Source organism: Bradyrhizobium sp. Ken51 (assembly GCF_055807435.1).
In genome coordinates, this window is record NZ_JBVVPB010000038.1 from 32,454 (window position 1) to 51,858 (window position 19,405).

A 19,405-nucleotide genomic window follows, 5' to 3' on the forward strand; every position below is an offset into this window, starting at 1 on the left:
GCGGTTTCAGAACGCTTCCGCCGGCAGTTCCATGATGGTGGCGCAGCCGGCCTGGATGCGCGCGAGATTGGCGGCGGTCTCCGGCAGCATCCGCTCCATGAAGAAGCGGCCGGTGACGAGCTTGGTCGAGAGATAAGGCGTCGTCCCGCTCTCGGCAATCTTGGCTTGCGTCACCTTCGCCATCTTCGCCCACATGTAGCCGAGCGCAACGAAACCGAACAGATTCAGGTAATCGGTCGCGGCGGCACCGGCATTGTCGGGCTTCGCCATCGCGTTCTGCATCAGCCACGTCGTGGCCTGCTGGAGATGGCCGAGCGAAGCCGAGAGCGGGGTAATGTAGGGCTTCATCGCCTCGTCGCCGCCGTTGTCCTTGGCAAAGGCCATGACCTCGCCGAAGAACGCCATGATGGCGCGGCCGCCGTCGCGGGGCAGCTTGCGGCCGACGAGGTCGAGCGCCTGGATGCCGTTGGCGCCTTCGTAGATCATGGCGATGCGGGCATCGCGCACGAACTGCTCCATGCCCTGCTCGGCGATGTAGCCGTGGCCGCCATACATCTGCTGGGCCTGCACCGCGTTGGCGAAGCCGTAATCGGTGAGAAAGCCTTTCAGCACGGGCGTCATGAGGCCCATGTGATCGTCGGCGGCCTGGCGATCCTTGGGATCCTCGGAGCGGTGGGCGACGTCGCTCTTCAGCGCAGTCCACATCACGAAGGCGCGGGCGGCCTCGTTGAAGGCACGGATCGACAGCAGCGTGCGGCGCACGTCGGGATGCACGATGATCGGATCGGCCGGCTTATCCGGCGCCTTGGCGCCGGTGAGCGAACGGCCCTGGATGCGATCCCGGGCATAGGCGACCGCGTTCTGATACGCCACTTCCGACTGCGCGAGACCCTGCACGGCGACGCCGAGGCGGGCTTCGTTCATCATCACGAACATGCCCTGCATGCCCTTGTTCTCTTCGCCGATCAGCCAACCGGTGGCGTTGTCGTAGTTCATCACGCAGGTGGAATTGCCGTGGATGCCCATCTTGTGCTCGATCGAGCCGCAGACCACGCCGTTGCGTGCGCCGACCGAACCATCGGCATTGACGAGGAATTTCGGCACCACGAACAGCGACACGCCCTTGATGCCGGCGGGCGCGCCCTCGATGCGGGCCAGCACGAGGTGGATGATGTTGGGCGCGAGGTCATGCTCGCCGGCCGAGATGAAGATCTTGGTGCCCGTGATCTTGAAGCTGCCGTCGGCCTGCCGCACCGCCTTGGTGCGGAGCATGCCGAGATCGGTGCCGCAATGCGGCTCGGTCAGGTTCATGGTGCCGGTCCACTCGCCCGCCACCATCTTCGGCACGTAGGTCTGCTTCTGCTCGGGAGTGCCGTGGACGATCAGCGCCGCGGTCGCGCCCATGGTGAGGCCGCCATACATCGAAAACGCCATATTGGCGGAGATCTGGAATTCGTTGACGGCCTGCGAGAGCGTCACCGGCAGGCCTTGGCCGCCATACTCGGTCGGTGCCGACAGGCCGAGCCAGCCGCCTTCGGCGACCTGCTTGAACGCGTCCTTGAAGCCCTTCGGTGTGGTGACGCTGCCGTCATCGGCGCGCTTGCAGCCTTCGAGATCGCCGACGCGATTGAGCGGCTGGAGCACCTCTTCGGCAAGCTTGGCAGCTTCGCCGAGAATGGCTTCGCGCACGTCGCTCGACGCATCGGAGAAGCCGGCCAGATTGTCGTAGCGGTCGATCTGGAAGACGTCGTTGAGCAGGAAGTTCACGTCTTCGACGGGGGCTTTGTAGATCGGCATGGTGGTCTCCCGGCAGGCCTTGAAGTGATGATGCTGGTTTAGGATTGAGCGGCGGCAAGCTGTTCCGCCATCAGGCGATGCAGCATGTTGATCGCCTTGAGCGGCCGCACCATCACCTTGAAATGCGTGATGCGTCCGTCGCCGTCGAAACTGATGATGTCGACGCCGTTGATCTCGATGCCGTCGATGATGGTCTTGAATTCGAGCACGGCGCCGCTCTCACTCTTCCATTCGCCTACGTAGGTGAAGCCGGGACCGCCGAGCACCTTCTCGGCGCTGGCCAGATATTTGAAGGTGATGTCGCGTCCACGCTGCGGCGAGTGCACGACGGGGCTTTCGAAGATGGCGTCGGGATGGAGCAGGTCCCAGAGCGCTGCCCGGTCATGCGACTTCATGTAGCCGTACCAGGAATCGAGGCCGGTCATTCTCGGGTGCCTCCCTAAAGGCCAGGGGAACTAAAGGCTTCTACAAAAAGCGCGAAAACAACCCCATGCACAGTAGCGACAAGGTTGATTCTACTAGTGTTTTTGGGGCGGTGTTTGCCCTCGTTCTTGAGTCACCTCATATGCACATTGACGCATATGCGCCGATGCGCATAAAGTCAAGCCAATTGGTTAAGGTCGAGAACAGGAGGACCGGTCATGGCCTTGGGCGACGCAATCCTCGCATGCCTGACGGAACGTCCGATGACGGGCTACGAGCTCGCCAAGACATTCGATTCCTCGATCGGCTTCTTTTGGAAGGCCGACCACCAGCAGATCTACCGCGAGCTGTCCAAGCTGCGCGACCGCGGCTACATCCAGGGCCGCGAGGTCGTGCAGTCAGGCAAACCCAATAAGCTGATCTATACGCTCACTCCGGAGGGCCGAACAGCGCTGCGGCACTGGGCCGCGCGGCCGAGCACGCCCCCCTCCATCAAGGACGACCTCCTGGTGCGGCTGCATGCGCTGGACAGCATCGGCCTCGAGCCGATGCGCACCGACCTGATGGCCCGGCTCGAGCACCACCGCGACCGCCACGAGAACTACGAGCGCATCCTGAAGAAGCGCTTTCCGGAAGGGGCGGCGTCGGGCGTTCTCGACCTCGGTAACCTGCTGCTGCTTCAGCTCGGCGCCCGGCACGAGCAGATGGTGGCCGATTTCTGCGAAGAGGCACTCGAGGCCCTGTCGGCGATGAGCGCAAGCGGCACCGTGGTGCCGCTTGAGGAAGGCAAGCGCGAGGGCAAGGGCTGAGGGGGACGAGCCCGACCGTTATGCGTGCTGCTGCCACCCTCGCCGCCGTCATCGCCCGCGCACGCGGGCGATCCAGTACGCCGCGGCGCCTCGCTCCTAGCCGCGCTGCCTCGGAGTACTGGATGCCCCGCCTTCGCGGGGCATGACACCGTTATTTTGGCGAGCGGACGTGCGCCACAACGATCGCCTCCCATTCCCCCCGCCGCCCAACTTTAAGACACCGTCAACGGGTTCCTTAACCCGTTATTTACCGTAACAGACAAAAGTCGGTTTTCGAGGCAGACGACCCGCGCCAAATCCGATTGTCTTTGCAACCGGCACGCGAGGGAAGACTGGAGGCGCCGGGTGGGGCGCCGGAGTCGGAACCGGACAGAGTCATGAATTCGCGCGTATCGTGGAGTGTTGACGGCATCGATCCATCCGTCCGGGAGCGGGCCGAAGCTGCTGCGCGTCGCGCCGGCATGTCACTCAACGATTGGCTGAACTCCACGCTCGGCGAGACCGCCCCGCCGAACTTTCGCGGACTTTACGACCAGCGTCCGCAAGCCCAGCACGTTCCGAGCCAAGTCCCGAGTCACGTCCCGAGTCACGTGCCGAGCCAGGAAAGCCGCGAAGTCGCAGACATCCACCAGCGGCTCGACGCCATCACCCAGCAGATCGAACGAATTTCAAAGCCCGCGCCACGGCAAGATTCTTCGCGACAAGATACTCCGCGGCAAGACGTCTCGCGCGAGCAGGGCGTTGCGCGCCAGCTCAACGACGCGATCTCGCGGCTCGATGCAAGGCTGTCGCAAATTTCGAAGCCGCAGCAGGCTCCGGCACCGCGACAGGCCCCCGTCGAAACGCGCCAGCGCCAAGCCGATGCGGTCGAGCGCGCGGCAGCACAGGTCTATCGCAGCTCACCACCCCTGAGCCCCGCTTCGTTCGACGTCGCAGTCGCCGAGATCACGGCACGGCAGAGCGAGCTCGACGGCTTTACGCCCAGGCAGATGCCGCCGCGCGCCGCGCCGCCGATCGCGCCTGCCGCAGCTCCTTACGCGCCTCCGATGGCGCCGCCCGCGCCTGCCTACGCTCCGCCGCCACCGCAGCCGGGGCCGGATTTCTCTGCGCTCGAGCGCCATCTGCTCAAGATCACGAGTCAGATCGAATCGCTCCAGCGCCCTGACAATACCGAGCAGGCGATCAACACCTTCCGCAGCGAGCTTGCGGAGATCCGCAACGCCATCACCGAGGCGATGCCGCGCCGCGCGATCGAATCGATCGAGAACGAGATCCGCTCGCTGCATCGGCGCATCGACGAGACCCGCTCCAACGGCACCGACGGTCAGGTCCTGTCCGGCATCGAGCACGCGCTGTCCGAAATCAAGCAGGTGCTCCGCACGCTGACGCCGGCCGAGCAGCTCACCGGCTATGACGAGGCGATCCGCAATCTCGGCGCCAAGCTCGATCTGATCCTGCGCGCCAATGACGATCCCTCGACGGTCCGCCAGCTCGAGGGCGCGATCTCGGCGCTACGCGGCATCGTCTCCAACGTCGCCTCCAACGAAGCGCTGGCACGGCTCTCGGACGATGTGCAGCTGCTCTCGTCCAAGGTCGACCAGGTTACCCGTGCGTCCGGCCAAGGCGACAGTTTTGCGGTGCTGGAGCAGCGCATCGCGGCGCTCACCGCGGCTTTGGAGACGCGCGAGCGCCCCCAGCCATCCGAAAGCAGCGAGCATCTCGAAAGCGCGATCCGCGCCCTGTCCGACCGTTTCGATCGCATGCAGGTCGGCAACGACTCGGCTTCGACCTTTGCTCATCTTGAACAGCGGGTCTCGTATCTGCTGGAGCGGCTCGAGGCCGCCTCCGATCCGCGCAACGGCAATTTCAGCCGCGTCGAGGACGGGTTGCACGACATTCTGCGGCACCTGGAGCGGCAGCAGGCGACCTATTCCGCGCTGGCCGAGAGCCGCAACTCCACGCCGCCCGCCGAGTCCGGCATGGTCGATCTCGTCAAGCGCGAGCTCTCCGACATCCGCTTCAGCCAGGCCGAGACCAACCGGACCACCCAGGATTCGCTGGAGGCCGTCCACAACGCACTTGGCCACGTCGTCGATCGTCTCTCGATGATCGAGGGCGATCTTCGCAATGTGCGCACCGCGCCGCCCGCCCCCGCGCCGCAGCCGATGCCGATGCCGATGGCCGCTCCCATGGCTCCCGCGCCGATGGCGCACGAGCCGCGGCCGCAGCAACAGCAGCACCCGAAATACGATCCGAAGCCCGAGCTGCCCAATCCGGCCGCCGCGCAGGCGGCGCAAGCCGCCTTCGCCGCCGCGCCGCGCGAATTCCATGCCGCCGCGCCCGCAGCGCCGCCGCCGATGCCGATGCCGATGGCACCGCCGGTTCCGCCACGCGCGATCAGCGAAATCCTGGAGCCGCATACGGCGTCCACGCGCGCCGCGCTTGCGCCCGAACTGCCGCCGGATCATCCGCTCGAGCCGGGCACAAGGCCGGGTGCACGTATCGCCACGCCGTCCGAGCGCATTGCTGCGTCCGAAAGTGCAATCAGCGAGATCCCGGCAGCGCCCAAGGAGCCGGTGTCGTCGTCGAGCTTCATTGCTGCCGCTCGCCGCGCTGCCCAGGCCGCCGCCGCGCAGCCGCCTGAGAAGCCGGCCCGTGGTGCCAAGGCTGCAATCGCTCGCGCCAAGGACAAGGGCCAGGAAGGTGGCTCGACCATCACCTCGAAGATCCGCTCGCTGCTGGTTGGCGCGAGCGTGGTCGTGATCGTGCTCGGCACCTTCAAAATGGCGATGAACCTGCTCGATGGCAGCAGCGCGCCGCCGGCGCCGCAGGCGATGGAGAATACGTCGAGCGAGCCCGCGCCGCGAGCCCCGCCGCCGGTTGAGAACAAGCCCGCCGCGCCAGAGCAGGTCACGCCCTCGATGACCTCGCCGACGCCGATCGGAAAGCAGTCGCAGAACAATGCCGCGCCGGGGTCCGTGACGAGCCCGAGCGGCACCGCTTCGGTCGAAATCCCGCAAACCGCGGCGCCAACCCCGCCTGCGGCCTCCAGCGACGTCACCGGCGCGCTGTCGGGCACTAGCCGCGCGAAACTCGCGACGATCCAGGTGCCGCCGAGCGAAAAGCTGCCTGACGGCATCGGTGGCCCCGGCTTGCGCTCCGCCGCGATGAAGGGCGATGCGACCGCGGCCTACGAGATCGGTGTGCGCTTTGCCGAGGGCAAGGGCGTGGCCGCGAATTACGACGAAGCCGCCAAATGGTACGACCGCGCGGCGCAGGCCGGTGTGGTGCCCGCGACCTTCCGCCTCGGGACACTCTACGAGAAGGGTCTCGGCGTGAAGAAGGACGCCGATATCGCCCGCCGCTACTACACGCAAGCAGCCGAGCGCGGCAACGCCAAGGCGATGCACAATCTCGCGGTGCTCGACGCCGACGGCGGCGGACGCGGCGCTAACTACAAGAGCGCGGCACTGTGGTTCCGGAAGGCCGCCGATCGCGGCGTCGCCGACAGCCAGTTCAACCTCGGCATCCTCTATGCCCGCGGCATCGGCGTGGAGCAGAACCTCGCCGAGTCCTACAAATGGTTCACCCTCGCCGCCGCCCAAGGCGATGCGGACGCTGCAACCAAGCGCGACGACGTCGCCAAGCGGCTCGACCCGCAATCGCTCGCGGCGGCCAAGCTCGCGATCCAGACCTTCAGCGCCGAGCCGCAGCCCGACGACGCGGTCAACGTTGCGGCCCCGAACGGCGGCTGGGACAGCGCGCCGCAGGCCAACGCGAAGCCTGCGCCGAAGCCGGTTGCCGCCAAGCGCGCGGCGTCGGCGGTGCGCTGAGCGGTTTAGTACGCTTTCTCCTCTTGTCGTCGCCGGCTTGACCGGGCGACCCAGTATTCCAGAGACGCCGGTTGGATACGGAGAAGCTGCGGCGTACTGGATGCCCCGGTCAAGCCGGGGCATGACGGCGGAGAAGGTGGCGGAATGCTCGGCTCGCAGCGAAGCCGTGATCTGATCTCTCTTGCCCATTCACCACACCCGAAATTCCTGATCCCTCCCGCCACCGAATTCCGCTATTGAGGGACGCGGGAATCGTTCTGCCCTCCTGCGAGCATTCCGCGCAATCGATCCGTCTCGCCGGAATCGTGGTCCCTCGATGCAGCTCTATCTCCCGATCGCCGACCTTCCGGTCAACGTCTTCCTCGTGCTGGCGATGGGCGCGGCGGTCGGCTTCGTCTCAGGCATGTTCGGGATCGGCGGCGGCTTCCTGATGACGCCGCTGTTGATCTTCATCGGCATCACGCCGGCGGTCGCGGTCGCCTCGGTCGCGAGCCACATCGCCGCCTCGTCCTTTTCCGGCGCGCTCGCCTATTGGCGGCGACGCGCGATCGACCCGGCGCTGGCGAGCGTGCTATTGTGCGGCGGCGTGACCGGGACGGCGCTGGGCGTGTGGACCTTCACGCAGCTACGCGCGCTCGGTCAGCTCGATCTGATGATCGCACTGTCCTACGTCGTGCTGCTCACCACCGTCGGCAGCCTGATGTTCTCCGAAGGCCTGCGCGCCCTGATGCGAACCCGGCGCGGCGCGGTGCCGCCACGACGTACCCATAACTGGATCCATGGCCTGCCGCTGAAGATGCGGTTCAAGCGTTCGAAGATCTATCTCTCGGTGATTCCGGTCGTGATCGTCGGCATCCTGATCGGCTTCATCGGCGCCATCATGGGCATCGGCGGCGGCTTCATCCTGGTGCCGATCATGATCTATCTGCTGCGGGTGCCGACCTCGACGGTGATCGGCACCTCGATGGTCCTGACGCTGGTCACGATGCTGTTTGCGACCCTGCTGCATGCGGTGACCAATCATTTGGTCGACGCCGTGCTGGCGCTGATCCTGATGGTCGGCGGCGTCACCGGCGCCCAATTCGGCGCACGCGCCGGCCAGAAGATCCGCGGCGAACAGTTGCGACTGCTGCTCGGCCTCTTGATCCTCTCGGTCGGTGTTCGCTTCGCGATCGAGCTGGTGATCAGGCCCGAAGACCTCTTCACCATCCGCGAGCTGGGGGTGAACGGATGATGCGCACAGCTCTCGCGGTCCTGATCGTTGTGCTGCTCGGCTCCGTCGCACGCGCCGAGCGGCTGATCGTGTCGGTCTCCAATCATCGCGTCACGGTGACGCCGAACTATTCCGGCGAGGAGCTGGTGCTGTTCGGCTCGGTCGAGAAGGACGCCTCCACGCCCGTCGACCGCAAGAGCTACGATCTCGTCGTCACCGTGATGGGCCCGCGCGCCGACATGGTGACGCGGCGCAAGGAGCGCACTTTCGGGATCTGGATCAACACCGACTACCGCCAGTTCCTGGAGGTGCCGAGCTATCTCGCGCTGTTCGCCAATCGCTCCTTCGCGGCGATCACCTCGCCCGAGATCGCGCGGCGCCAGCAGATCGGGCTCAACAACGTGCTGCTGACCCAACGCGTCAGCGGCGACTATGCCGACGTGGTCCCGAACGACGCGTTCCGCTCCGCCTTCATCCGCCTGCGCACCCAGCGCGGTCTCTACCGCGAGGATCCGAGCGCGGTGACGTTCCTGACACCGACATTGTTCCGCACCGGCATTCCACTGCCGGCGGAGGTGCCGATCGGCACCTATGAGGTGGAGATCAAGCTGTTTGCCGACGGCGCGTTCATCGGCAAGACCGAGACCGCGTTCGAGATCGTCAAGGTCGGCTTCGAGCAGTTCGTCGCGACGACGGCGCGGCAGAACGGGCTGATCTACGGCCTCGTCACCGCCGCGATGGCGCTGATGACGGGCTGGATGGCCTCGATCGTGTTTCGGAAGGATTGAGGGGGCAACGCTCTCTCCTCTCGTCGTCGCCCGGCTTGACCGGGCGACCCAGTATTCCAGAGGCCTGCATTAGCGACTCGCTCTCACAATTAACGCCGCGGCGTACTGGATGCCCCGGTCAAGCCGGGGCATGACAGTTGAGGCTACGGCGCCTGCACCACCGTCGGCACGCCGGGCTCCAGCAATCGCAACCGGGTCCCGAAGCCGAGCACATCAAATGTCTTGCGCAGGTCCTCGCTGTTCTGGCGGAAATGTGCCCAACCTTCCGTATGCACCGGCACGATCATCGCATCGGGGAAGGCGCGTGCGGTCTCGATGGTGTCGTTGGTGTCCATGGTGAGATGGAACGGCCCGCGCGTTTGCGCGGCGCCGGCGAACGGCATCACCACGCCGCATTTGAAGCGGCGCGCGACCTCGGCGACGCCGTCGAACCAGGTGGTGTCGCCGCTGATATAGACCGAGGTTGTATCCTTACGGCTCGACGACACCACGAAGCCGATGACGTCGCCTGACAGCGGCTCGATGCCGGCCGGGCCGTGACGCGCGGGCGTGGCGGTGATCGTCAGCGAGTTGCCGTCACGATCTTTCAGATGCGCCGTGCCCCAGGGTGCAAGGCCCTCGACGTGGCCGCCCAGGCGCTTGGCGCCGGCCTCAGTCGTCAGCGCGCGCTTCGCTTTGAGCAGATAGTCGCGGCCGGAATTGTCGAGATTGTCCGAATGCTGGTCATGGCTGAGCAGGACCGCATCGATCGGGCCGATCGCATCGGCCTTCAGCGCGGGTCCAATCGTCTTCTCCAGCTTTACGTGCGGCAGTTGATAGGCGCCCGGCGCATCGAAGGTCGGGTCGGTGAGCAGGCGAAAGCCATCGATCTCGATCAGCGCAGTGGGACCGCCGATCAGGGTGATGGAAATGGGCATGATGGACTCCTGTTACGAGACGGATTTGGCGGGCCGCGTCACCAGATAGATGCCGAGTGCGACCGGGATGATGCCGAGTAGATCGCGCGCCTCGACATGCTCGCCGAGCACGAGGTACGCGAACAGCATGCCGAGCGGCGGCATCAGAAAATGATAGGCACTGGCAGCCGTCGCGCCACACACTTTCAGGAGATGAAACCAGAGCCAGTACGCCATGATCGAGCCGCCGAGCACGAGGAAGGCGAAGGCGCCGACCAGGCCCGGCGTGAAGTCGATGGCATGAAAATCGGCGAAGGTCAGCGCCACAGGCGTCAGCACGATGCCGGCGGCGAGATTCTGCACGCCATTGCCGATCCACAGCGAGCCTTTCGGGGCGAGCAACTTGAACAAAATGGTGCCGGCGACGAGGGAGGCGAGCGAGACCAGCGTGAACACGATACCGTGCAGCGAGTCGGTGCCGACCGACAGCCGGTGCCAGACGATCAAGGTCACGCCGATGATGCCGAGCAGGAGGCCGCTCGCCTTGCGCCACGTCATGCCTTCGCCGAGCAGCAGCGCGGCGAGGCCCGCCGTGAACACCGGATTGGCCGATACGATCAGGCCGCCGAGGCCGGCGGAGACCGATTGCAGACCGGTGTAGCCAAGCCCGAGATAGAGCGCGTTGTTGGCGACGCCGAGCATGGCGAAGATCGCGGCATCGCGCCACGACAGCGACCAGTCGTCACCGCGGACCAGCGTGGCACCGAGGATCAAGATGCCGGCGAGCGAGAAGCGCGCGGCGAGCAGGATCAGCGGCGGGCAATGGGTCACGCCGATCTTGCCGGCGACGAAGGCGTAGCTCCAGAGCAGGCAGAACAGGCCGATCGCAAGCGGAAGCGTGTTGAAGCGGCTGCGCGGAACGGCAAGCGAGGGGGCGAGCGACATGAGGGCATTCTCCTGAGCCCTCGATCTAGGGAGCCGGCTTGTCATTTGGAAATTAAATGATTAACTTCTAATCAGTGGATTTTCGAATGGAGAAGCCCATGCTCGATCTGGAGCTCCTGCGCAGCTTCGTCTCGGTGGTCGATGCCGGCGGCTTCACCCGCGCGGGCGAGCGCGTCCATCGCACCCAATCGACCGTCAGCCAGCAGATCAAGCGGCTGGAGGAGGATGTCGGCCAGGTGCTGCTGCATCGCGACGGCAAGGATGTTCGCCCGACCGAAGCCGGCGAGCGGCTGCTGTCCTATGCGCGGCGGCTGTTGTCGCTCGCGGAGGAGGCGCGCGACGTGCTGCGCCAGCCCGACGGCGAAGGCGCGATCCGGCTCGGCATCCCCGAGGACTTTGCGGCCTATCGGCTGGCGAAACTGCTCGGCGCGTTCTCGCGCTCGCATCCGGCCCTGCGGCTCGATGTGCGCGCCGACCAGAGCAAGCATCTCGCCCGCGACCTCGATCGCGGCGAGCTCGACCTCGCATTGTTCAAGCGCGCGGCCGGTGAGAAGGGCGCGATTGCGGTGTGGCCGGAGCAGGTGCACTGGGTCACCAGCAAGAGCCACCCGATCCAAGCCGATGTCGCTTCCGTGCCGTTGATCGGCTTTCCGCTCGGTTGCCTATACCGCGCCGGCGCCATCCACGCGCTGGAAAGTGCGGGCCGGCCTTGGCACATGTCCTATACCTCATCGAGCCTGGCCGGCATCCAGGCCGCGGTCGCCGCCGGCATGGGCTTGAGCATCCTGTCGGAGATGGCGATCCAGGCCGATCACCGCGTGCTGACCGCGAAGGACGGCTTTGCGCCGATCAACCGGACCGAGGTGGCATTGATGGCCGCGCCGGGCGCAAGTCCCGCGACGCTGCGGCTCGCCGATCGGCTGGCAGAGTTCTGCGACGACGTGCAGGCGAAGGCGGCATGATCTTGCCGGATGCGTAGGGTGGATTAGCCGAAGGCGTAATCCACCGCTTCTGCCTTAGCGGAAATTAAAGAGGTGGGTTACGCTTCGCTAACCCACCCTACGAAGCGTGAGCCCTAATAACACCGCGACGCGGCAATTGCATGGACGCGGCGGTCGCCGAGCAGGTGCGCTACAAAACCGTTCTTTGGAAATATTTTCGCAAACGCCGCGTCGCGGATGCTGAGGCCGCCGGCGTAGGCGCCGAAGGCGGGCATCACGGCGCGATCGCCGTCACAGGCGAAACAGCGGCGCTCCATCGAACGGCCGCGCGCGGAGACGCGGGCCTTGGGATGGAGATGGCCAGCGATCTCGCCGCTCGCGCCGGTCGGCTCATGGCGGAAGGTGATCGGGCCGATCGCGACTTCGTCGGCGACGGTGCCGCCGAGATCACGCGGCAGCGCCGGATCGTGATTGCCTGAGATCCAGATCCAGTCGCGGCCGGCCTGCAAGGCGGCGACCGCGTCGCGATCCTCCGCCGACAAACGTCCATGCGCGGTGCGATCGTGAAAACTGTCGCCGAGCGCGATGACAATCCGGGGATTATGGCGGGAGATGACAGCAGCGAGACGACCGAGCGTCGCGATGGTGTCGTAAGGCGGCAGCAGCACACCGCGCATGGCGAAGCTGGAACCTTTTTCCAGATGCAGATCGGAGACGACGAGCAGGCGCTGCTCTTCCCAGAACAGCGCGCCGGAAAGATCGGCCGCGAACGTCACGCTGCTGATGCTGACATTCGAAACGCGCATGTCCTCGATATCCTCTGAAACCAGCGCGCCTGCCGTCACGTCAAAACCTGCTGTTATCCCATCGCCTCTTTGACGAGCTCGTCGGCGGCCTCCGCCAACAGCTCGTCTCCCGCTTCGCCATAGACTGACTCGCGGCCGATTTCCAGCATCACGGGGACCGCGAGCGGCGAGACGCGGTCGAGTTCCCGATGCGTGATGCGGCCTTGGATGCGGGTGAGCATGTCGCTGAGACGGCGCAGATCGAGCAGGCCGGTGGCGGCATCGGCCCGCGCTGCACGCAACAGCACGTGATCGGCCTGGTGTTTTCGCAGGACGTCGTAGACCAGATCGGTCGAGAACAGCACCTGGCGGCGGCTCTTCTCCTCGCCGGTGTGCCGGCGCGCGATCAGGCCGGAGATGATCGCGCAATTGCGGAACGTGCGCTTCATCAGAGCGGATTCGGCAAGCCAGGCCTCGAGATCGTCGCCGAGCATGTCGGGATCGAACAGCGTGTCGAGGTCGATCCTGCCATCCCGGATCATGAAGGACAGGTCGCCGAGCGCCCAGACCGCGATCGCATATTCGTTGGCGACGAAGCCGAGCGGCCGGGCGCGGGCACGCTCCAGCCGGCGCGTCAACAGCATGCCGAGCGTCTGATGCGCGAGGCGACCTTCGAAGGGATAGCAGACGATGTAATGCTTGTTGGCCCGCGGAAAACTCTCGACCAGCAGCTCGCGCACGGCCGGCACGCGCGAGACGTCCTTTTGCAGCGACAGCCAGTCGCGCACCTGCTCCGGGAGGGCGACCCACGCGCGCCCGTCATCGAGCAGGCGGCGGACCCGTTCGGCAAGATAGGTCGAGAGCGGAAACTTGCCGCCCATATAGGACGGCACTTTCGGGTCCTTGTCGTTGGCGCGCGAGACGTAGACCTGGTCCTCGACCAGGGTCTCGTAGCGCACCACCTCGCCTGAGAACACGAAGGTGTCGCCGGGCGAGAGGCCCTCGATGAAGGCTTCCTCGATCTCGCCGAGCAGCCGGCCACCGCGCGCGATCACGCCTGTCGACCCCGCACCTCCGCCGCGCGATCGCACCAGCCGCACCTTCAGCATGTCGTCCTCGACGATGGTGCCGACATTCATCCGGTAGCTCTGCCGCACCTTGGGATTGGCGACGCGCCAACGCCCCTCCTTGTCCTGCTTGATGCGCGCGAAGCGCTCGTAGGTCTTCAGCGCGTAACCGCCGGAGGCGACGAAATCGACCACGTCGTCGAAATCCTGCCGCGTGAGATCGGCGTAGGGTGCGGCGGTGCGCACCTCGTCGTAGAGTTCGTCGGAGAAAAACGGCTCGCCGCAGGCACAGCCGAGCACGTGCTGGGCCAGCACGTCGAGTGCACCGATCCGCAGCGGCGGCGTGTCCTGCGCATTCTCCGCGATGGCGTCGATCGCGACGCGGCACTCCAGCACCTCGAAGCGGTTCGCCGGCACCAGCACCGCGCGCGAGGCTTCGTCGAGCCGGTGATTGGCGCGGCCGATGCGCTGCATCAGGCGCGAGGAACCCTTGGGCGCGCCGATATTGACGACGAGATCGACATCGCCCCAGTCGACGCCGAGATCGAGCGAGGAGGTGCAGACCACGCCGCGCAGTTTGCCCGCCGACATCGCGTCCTCGACCTTGCGGCGCTGGGCGACGTCGAGCGAACCGTGATGCAGCGCGATGGCAAGGTTGTCGTCGTTCATGCTCCAGAGATTCTGGAACAGCATCTCGGCCTGGCTGCGGGTGTTGACGAACACCAGCGTGGTCTTGTTCGCCTTGATCAGCTCGTAGATCTCGGGAAGCGCATGGCGCGCACTGTGGCCGGCCCAGGGCAGGCGCTCGCGCGTGTCCATCATCTCGACCAGCGGCGGCGCGGCACCGCCGGCAATGACGATGTCGGCCGCCGCTTCCTTGCCGCCGGGCTGCGGCACCAGGAAGCGCGCCAGCGATTCAGGCTCGGCCACGGTCGCCGACAGGCCGATGGCGCGCAGCTGCGGCGCCAATCGCCACAGCCGCGCGAGCCCAAGGGAGAGAAGATCGCCGCGCTTGGACGTCACCAGCGCATGCAGCTCGTCGAGCACGATGCGCTTCAGCGACGAGAACAGGAACGGCGCGTCGTCGGAGGACAGCAGCAGCGCGAGTTGTTCGGGCGTCGTCAGCAAAATGTCCGGCGGATAACGCCGCTGCCGCTGCCGCCGCGATGTTGGTGTATCGCCGGTGCGGGTCTCGATCTTGATCGGCAGCGCCATCTCGACGACGGGACGCTCGAGGTTGCGCGCGATATCGACCGCGAGCGCCTTGAGCGGCGAGATGTAGAGGGTGTGCAGGCCACCGGTGCGTTGCAGGCTGCGGCCGGTGGAGATCACGGATTTCGCCGAAGCTTTGGGCGCAGAACTCAGCTCCACCAGCGTCGGCAGAAATCCCGCCAGCGTCTTGCCGGCGCCGGTGGGCGCGATCAGCAATGCGGAACGGTCCTCGCGCGCTTTCTCCAGCAGCGCCAATTGATGCGCGCGCGGCGACCAGCCGCGGGCCGCGAACCACGCCTGGAAGTGGTCGGGCAGCAGCGCGGCAGGCTCGGCCGGGATTTTGCGGATGCGGGGCGGCACGGCATCACAGGTAAGCCGTGGGGGTGGGTTCGTCGAGGGGGTTACGCGAACGATGAGCGAGATACCGCCGTTCCCTCTCCCCTTGTGGGAGAGGGTGGATCGCCGCGAAGCGGCGAGACGGGTGAGGGGTATCTCTCCGCGAAAGAGCATCGTTCGAGTACGCGGAGAAGGACCCCTCATCCGGCGCTTCGCGCCACCTTCTCCCACAAGGGGAGAAGGACGAAAGCGCGCCTACTCCGACATCGGCTTGTCGGAGATGTCCCAGTCCTTGCCGGTGAAGGTGGAGATGAAGAGCGTCTTCATCGGCGTGTAGTCGTCCGGCGTGTAGTCGTATGTGACGCCGTCCAGGAAATAGGGCGAGTGGAAGCCTTTGAGGTTGGAGGCCTGCTTCAGCACGTTGGCGCGGGTGAGCTCGTCGCCGCAGCGGCGCAGGATCTCGCCCATGGTGACGGCCTGGCCGTAGCCGGCGAAGGCGATGGTGTTGTCCTGATCGATCGCCGGCGTGTACTTCTTGCGCAGCTCCTCGAACGCCATCACGTCGGGGTCCTTCTCCCATTTGGGCAGGCCGACCTCCTTGTTGTAACGGATGGCGACGATGCCGGCGGCGTTCTCGAGGCCCGCGGCATTGAGGATAGAGCGGCCGGTCGAGCCGGCCGACAACAGCTGCAGCGGCTTCCAGCCGAGCTCGGCCACTTTCCGGATCGACTGCGACGACGCCTTGCCGGTGGAGATGTTGTAGAAGACGTCCGCACCCGACTTCGAGAGGTTGATGAGCTGGGAATCGACCGTCGGATCGGTCAGATCGTAGGTCTGCTCCATGATCACCTTTGCGGTGCCGCCGGCGTCTTCCAGAACCTTCTTGAAGGGGCCGAGGAAGTCGCGGCCGAAATCGTCGTTCTGGTAGAGGATGCCGACCTTCGCGTTCGGCTTCACGCTGACGACGTGCCGCGCCAGGATGCGCGCCTCGGTCGGATAGAGCGGCAGGCCCGCCATCGTCCATTTGAACTCTTTCGGGTTATTCCACTTCGACGCGCCGGTGTTGAGCAGCAGCTGCGGCACGCCCTTGGAGTTCAGGTATTTGTGCACGGCGGTCTGCGGCGCGGTGCCGAGCGAGCCATAGAGCGCGAGCACTTCCTCCTGCTCGACCAGGCGCCGCGTCGCCTCGACGCATTTCGGCGCGCTGTAGGCATCGTCCATGGTGAGGAATTTGACCTTGCGTCCGTTGATGCCGCCCTTTTCGTTCAGCATCTGGAAATAGGCTTCGCCGACGCGCCCGAGCACGCCGTAGAGCGAGCCGGGGCCGGAATGCGGCACGGTCTGCCCGATCTTGATCTCGGTGTCGCTGGCGCCGGCATCGTATTTCTTCTCCGCGGCCCAGACGGAGGGCGCGGGCAAGGTGGATGCCGCGATGGTCGCGAGCGCGGCGGCGCTGAAATCGCGCCGCGATGGATTCCTGGTCATTGTTTGTTTCTCCCTAGCCAGGACATTGTGCTGGCATCGCGGCACGTGTCGCAAGTGGGAAGTCGCCGCTTTGCGACGCAATGACGCTTAATGCGCCGCGTATAGCGCCTAAACTCAAGTTTTCTCGGCGACAACGACGAGGCCGCGCACCGGCTCGTTGTTCTCGATGCGTGGCGAGGCCTGCTCCAACGTGAGGAGCTTGAGGCCGGCCTGTGCCATCGCATCGCGCACATATTCCGCCGAATGGGCATAGCGCAGGCCTTCGCCGAGAACGATGCCGCTGCCGTCATGGGTCTCCAGCGTGAACGCAAGCACGCCACCGGGCGCGAGCACGCGCGCGGCTTCGCCGAGCACCGGGGCGAGATCGGGGAGATAGACGAACGCATCGGCAGCGACGACGAGGTTCGCGCTCGCCTCGCTCCTGCTGCGCAGGCCTTCGATCATGTCGGCGACTTCGAGCTCGGCATAGAGGCCGGTTGCGCGCGCCTCCTTGACCATGCCGGGCGACAGATCGATGCCGATGAACTGGTCGACCTGTTTTGCGAAGGCGGCCGCCGCCAGCCCCGTACCGCAGCCGAGATCGATGGCGCGCTTAAACAGGGCGGGCTTCTTCGCGGCGACGCGGGCAGCCACGACCGCCTTGAAGATCAGCGACGGCGCGCGATAGCCGAGATCGTTGATCAGCACGTGCTCGAAGCGCGGCGCGTATTGATCGAACAAGGCCTGCACATAGGCCTTCGGCATCTCGGACAATTGCGCGTCGCCGAGGCGTATCAGATGCAAATGGGCGCCATGCTGATCGCTCGGGTCGGCCTCGCGCGATTTGCGAAAGGCCGCAATGGCCTTGTCGCGCTCGCCGAGTTGCGCGCGGATTTCGCCGAGCGTGAACCAGGCCGAGGTGAAATTCGGCGCAAGCTCGATCGTCTGCTCCAGCAGGTCGGCGGCGGCCGCGAGATCGCCCTTGAGCTGGAGGTCGCGCGCGAACTCGAAGCGGCGGTCGGCCATGAGATCGCCGGAGGTCAGGAACAGGCGCAGGGGCATTGGGGAACCAGGGAACGAAGCGGTGATGACTCGAAGATGCGGGGTCGCAACCTATATAACAGGCATGCGTCCGCAAGACATCCTGCTGCCAGTTGCCGCCGGCCTATGCTGCAAGCCGGGCGGCTTCCATATCGACCCTGTCCGCCCGGTCGAGCGGGCCGTGATCACCCACGGCCATTCCGACCATGCCCGCGCCGGCCACGGCACGGTGCTGGCGACGCAGGAAACGCTGGACATGATGCGGCTGCGCTATGGCGAGAATTTTGCCGGCTCGACGCAGGCGATCCGCTATGGCGAGGAGATCCGGCTCGGCGACGTCAGCGTGAAGTTTCATCCGGCCGGTCATGTGCTCGGTTCGGCGCAGGTCGCGGTGAGCTGCAAGGACACCTGCATCGTCGCCTCCGGCGACTACAAGGACGCGCCCGACCCGACCTGCACGCCGTTCGAGCTCGTGCCCTGCGACGTCTTCATCACCGAGGCGACGTTCGGCCTGCCGGTGTTTCGCCATGGCGATGCGGCCGACGAGGTCAAGAAGCTGCTGGCGTCGGTGGCGCTGTTTCCGGAGCGCGCGCATCTCGTCGGGGCCTATTCGCTCGGCAAGGCGCAGCGCGTGATCGCGCTGCTGCGCCAAGCCGGTTACGACGCGCCGATCTATCTGCATGGCGCGATGGAGAAGATCACGCATTACTATCAGAGCCGCGGAATCGAGCTCGGCGAACTCAGGCCGGTGAAGGGCGTCAAGAAGGCGGCACTTGCCGGCACCATCACGCTGGCGCCGCCCTCTGCGACGTCCGATCTCTGGACCCGGCGGTTTCCCGATCCCGTCACGGCCTTCGCCTCCGGCTGGATGCGGGTGCGCGCCCGCGCGCGCCAACGCGGCATCGAGCTGCCGCTGGTGATCTCGGATCACGCCGATTGGGACGGCCTCACCGCCACGATCGCAGCGACCGGCGCCGGCGAGATTTGGGTCACCCACGGCCAGGAAGACGCGCTGGTGCACTGGTGCCAAAGCAAGGGTTTGCGGGCCCGGCCGCTCGATCTGGTCGGCTATGGCGACGAGGAGGAGACCGAGACGCCGCTCGCTGATGAGGCCGAGGCATGAACCGCTTCGCCGAACTTCTCGACCGCCTCGCCTACGAGCCCGGCCGCAACAACAAGCTGCGGCTGATCACCAGCTATTTTCGCGAGGTCGCCGATCCCGACCGCGGCTACGCGCTGGCCGCGCTTACCGGCGCGCTCAGCTTCAAGCACGCCAAGCCCGCGCTGATCCGCGACCTCATCGCCTCGCGCACCGATCCGGTGCTGTTCGGGCTGTCGTACGACTATGTTGGCGATCTCTCGGAGACGGTGGCGCTGATGTGGCCGAAGCGGAGCGCAAGCAACGACGAGTCTTTTCCGAGCCACCCCTCTCCCCCGCCCTCCCCCACAAGGGGGGAGGGAGCCCAGTTGCGCGCGCCGCTGTCAGTGAGCGCGACAACTGACAGCCATTTCCAAAGTGATGGACGCACGGCTCTCTCCGTTCCCTCCCCCCTTGTGGGGGAGGGTCAGGGAGGGGGGTACCGCGGGCGAGATGCCAGCGATGCTCTCCATCCGAGCAACCACAACAACCCACCGCCCCCGATACTCACCGAGGTCGTCACCACGCTACGCACGCTTGGCAAGACCGAGCTACCAAAACAGCTCGAGCGCTGGCTCGACGAGTTGGACGAGACCGGCCGCTGGGCGCTGTTGAAGCTCGTCACCGGCGCGTTGCGCATCGGCATCTCCGCGCGCCTGGCCAAGACCGCCGCCGCGGCACTCGGCGACAAAGATCCGCATGAGGTGGAGCTGATCT

The 19,405-nt window shown here is 65.9% G+C and carries 14 protein-coding genes and 1 pseudogene; 7 read left to right on the forward strand and 8 right to left on the reverse strand.

Annotation, left to right across the window (positions count from 1 at the left end; translation table 11 throughout):
- Window positions 1–6: 6 nt before the first annotated feature.
- Together AC0L27_RS35940 and AC0L27_RS35945 are read right to left on the reverse strand one after the other, a co-directional pair.
- Window positions 7–1,797, reverse strand: coding sequence for an acyl-CoA dehydrogenase C-terminal domain-containing protein (locus AC0L27_RS35940; protein ID WP_354207588.1), 1,791 nt, complete (start codon window positions 1,795–1,797; stop codon window positions 7–9).
- 38 nt (window positions 1,798–1,835) lie between these two features.
- Window positions 1,836–2,222, reverse strand: a complete 387-nt coding sequence (locus tag AC0L27_RS35945; RefSeq protein ID WP_354063570.1) for a nuclear transport factor 2 family protein — start codon at window positions 2,220–2,222, stop codon at window positions 1,836–1,838.
- A gap of 216 nt (window positions 2,223–2,438) precedes the next feature.
- Here AC0L27_RS35945 and AC0L27_RS35950 point away from each other — a divergent pair, with 216 nt between their 5' ends.
- The 4 genes from AC0L27_RS35950 to AC0L27_RS35965 all read left to right on the forward strand — a co-directional run bounded on the left by AC0L27_RS35950 (window position 2,439) and on the right by AC0L27_RS35965 (window position 8,863).
- Window positions 2,439–3,029 (forward strand): PadR family transcriptional regulator, encoded by a 591-nt coding sequence (locus tag AC0L27_RS35950; protein ID WP_354207586.1) that lies wholly within the window; start codon window positions 2,439–2,441, stop codon window positions 3,027–3,029.
- 377 nt (window positions 3,030–3,406) lie between these two features.
- A complete protein-coding gene (locus AC0L27_RS35955) occupies window positions 3,407–6,862 on the forward strand; it encodes a hypothetical protein (protein ID WP_354255974.1) in 3,456 nt (1,151 codons plus the stop codon).
- Window positions 6,863–7,178: 316 nt separating this feature from the next.
- Window positions 7,179–8,096 carry a sulfite exporter TauE/SafE family protein gene (locus AC0L27_RS35960; RefSeq protein ID WP_275174587.1) on the forward strand — a complete coding sequence of 306 codons (918 nt, stop codon included), beginning with the start codon at window positions 7,179–7,181 and terminating at the stop codon, window positions 8,094–8,096.
- Window positions 8,093–8,863, forward strand: coding sequence for a TIGR02186 family protein (locus AC0L27_RS35965; RefSeq protein WP_354207582.1), 771 nt, complete (start codon window positions 8,093–8,095; stop codon window positions 8,861–8,863). The genes AC0L27_RS35960 and AC0L27_RS35965 overlap by 4 nt, the downstream gene beginning before the upstream one ends.
- A gap of 143 nt (window positions 8,864–9,006) precedes the next feature.
- Here AC0L27_RS35965 and AC0L27_RS35970 read toward each other — a convergent pair whose 3' ends face one another.
- Together AC0L27_RS35970 and AC0L27_RS35975 are read right to left on the reverse strand one after the other, a co-directional pair.
- Entirely contained in the window at window positions 9,007–9,780 is a 774-nt protein-coding gene (locus tag AC0L27_RS35970) for an MBL fold metallo-hydrolase (RefSeq protein ID WP_354207580.1), read from the reverse strand.
- Window positions 9,781–9,792: 12 nt separating this feature from the next.
- Entirely contained in the window at window positions 9,793–10,704 is a 912-nt protein-coding gene (locus AC0L27_RS35975; protein ID WP_354063560.1) for a DMT family transporter, read from the reverse strand.
- A 98-nt stretch (window positions 10,705–10,802) separates the two neighbouring features.
- Here AC0L27_RS35975 and AC0L27_RS35980 point away from each other — a divergent pair, with 98 nt between their 5' ends.
- Window positions 10,803–11,666 carry a LysR substrate-binding domain-containing protein gene (locus AC0L27_RS35980; protein ID WP_275174604.1) on the forward strand — a complete coding sequence of 288 codons (864 nt, stop codon included), beginning with the start codon at window positions 10,803–10,805 and terminating at the stop codon, window positions 11,664–11,666.
- 113 nt (window positions 11,667–11,779) lie between these two features.
- On the opposite strand, the gene pdeM is transcribed toward AC0L27_RS35980, so the two are convergent.
- The 4 genes from pdeM to AC0L27_RS36000 form a co-directional block, all read right to left on the reverse strand.
- Complete coding sequence (gene pdeM / locus AC0L27_RS35985) at window positions 11,780–12,451, reverse strand: ligase-associated DNA damage response endonuclease PdeM (RefSeq protein WP_354207577.1); 672 nt, start codon at window positions 12,449–12,451, stop codon at window positions 11,780–11,782.
- Between the two features lie 53 nt (window positions 12,452–12,504).
- Complete coding sequence (locus AC0L27_RS35990) at window positions 12,505–15,069, reverse strand: ligase-associated DNA damage response DEXH box helicase (protein ID WP_354207575.1); 2,565 nt, start codon at window positions 15,067–15,069, stop codon at window positions 12,505–12,507.
- 231 nt (window positions 15,070–15,300) lie between these two features.
- The gene (locus AC0L27_RS35995) at window positions 15,301–16,530 is read right to left on the reverse strand and encodes an ABC transporter substrate-binding protein (protein WP_275174593.1); all 1,230 of its coding nucleotides are present in this window, start codon (window positions 16,528–16,530) and stop codon (window positions 15,301–15,303) included.
- A 114-nt stretch (window positions 16,531–16,644) separates the two neighbouring features.
- Window positions 16,645–17,571, reverse strand: a complete 927-nt coding sequence (locus tag AC0L27_RS36000; protein WP_354207573.1) for a methyltransferase domain-containing protein — start codon at window positions 17,569–17,571, stop codon at window positions 16,645–16,647.
- A 64-nt stretch (window positions 17,572–17,635) separates the two neighbouring features.
- Here AC0L27_RS36000 and AC0L27_RS36005 point away from each other — a divergent pair, with 64 nt between their 5' ends.
- Window positions 17,636–18,673 carry a ligase-associated DNA damage response exonuclease gene (locus AC0L27_RS36005; RefSeq protein WP_354207571.1) on the forward strand — a complete coding sequence of 346 codons (1,038 nt, stop codon included), beginning with the start codon at window positions 17,636–17,638 and terminating at the stop codon, window positions 18,671–18,673.
- Window positions 18,670–19,405: pseudogene (locus tag AC0L27_RS36010) on the forward strand (ATP-dependent DNA ligase); the annotation flags it as partial. The gene AC0L27_RS36005 and the pseudogene AC0L27_RS36010, both read left to right, overlap by 4 nt.

Excerpts from the sequence above, each read along its gene's own strand:
- AC0L27_RS35940 (WP_354207588.1), bottom strand. The coding sequence starts at position 1,797 with ATGCCGATCTACAAAGCCCCCGTCGAAGACGTGAACTTCCTGCTCAAC.
- AC0L27_RS35945 (WP_354063570.1), bottom strand. The coding sequence starts at position 2,222 with ATGACCGGCCTCGATTCCTGGTACGGCTACATGAAGTCGCATGACCGG.
- AC0L27_RS35950 (WP_354207586.1), top strand. The coding sequence starts at position 2,439 with ATGGCCTTGGGCGACGCAATCCTCGCATGCCTGACGGAACGTCCGATG.
- AC0L27_RS35955 (WP_354255974.1), top strand. The coding sequence starts at position 3,407 with ATGAATTCGCGCGTATCGTGGAGTGTTGACGGCATCGATCCATCCGTC.
- AC0L27_RS35960 (WP_275174587.1), top strand. The coding sequence starts at position 7,179 with ATGCAGCTCTATCTCCCGATCGCCGACCTTCCGGTCAACGTCTTCCTC.
- AC0L27_RS35965 (WP_354207582.1), top strand. The coding sequence starts at position 8,093 with ATGATGCGCACAGCTCTCGCGGTCCTGATCGTTGTGCTGCTCGGCTCC.
- AC0L27_RS35970 (WP_354207580.1), bottom strand. The coding sequence starts at position 9,780 with ATGCCCATTTCCATCACCCTGATCGGCGGTCCCACTGCGCTGATCGAG.
- AC0L27_RS35975 (WP_354063560.1), bottom strand. The coding sequence starts at position 10,704 with ATGTCGCTCGCCCCCTCGCTTGCCGTTCCGCGCAGCCGCTTCAACACG.
- AC0L27_RS35980 (WP_275174604.1), top strand. The coding sequence starts at position 10,803 with ATGCTCGATCTGGAGCTCCTGCGCAGCTTCGTCTCGGTGGTCGATGCC.
- pdeM (WP_354207577.1), bottom strand. The coding sequence starts at position 12,451 with ATGCGCGTTTCGAATGTCAGCATCAGCAGCGTGACGTTCGCGGCCGAT.
- AC0L27_RS35995 (WP_275174593.1), bottom strand. The coding sequence starts at position 16,530 with ATGACCAGGAATCCATCGCGGCGCGATTTCAGCGCCGCCGCGCTCGCG.
- AC0L27_RS36000 (WP_354207573.1), bottom strand. The coding sequence starts at position 17,571 with ATGCCCCTGCGCCTGTTCCTGACCTCCGGCGATCTCATGGCCGACCGC.
- AC0L27_RS36005 (WP_354207571.1), top strand. The coding sequence starts at position 17,636 with ATGCGTCCGCAAGACATCCTGCTGCCAGTTGCCGCCGGCCTATGCTGC.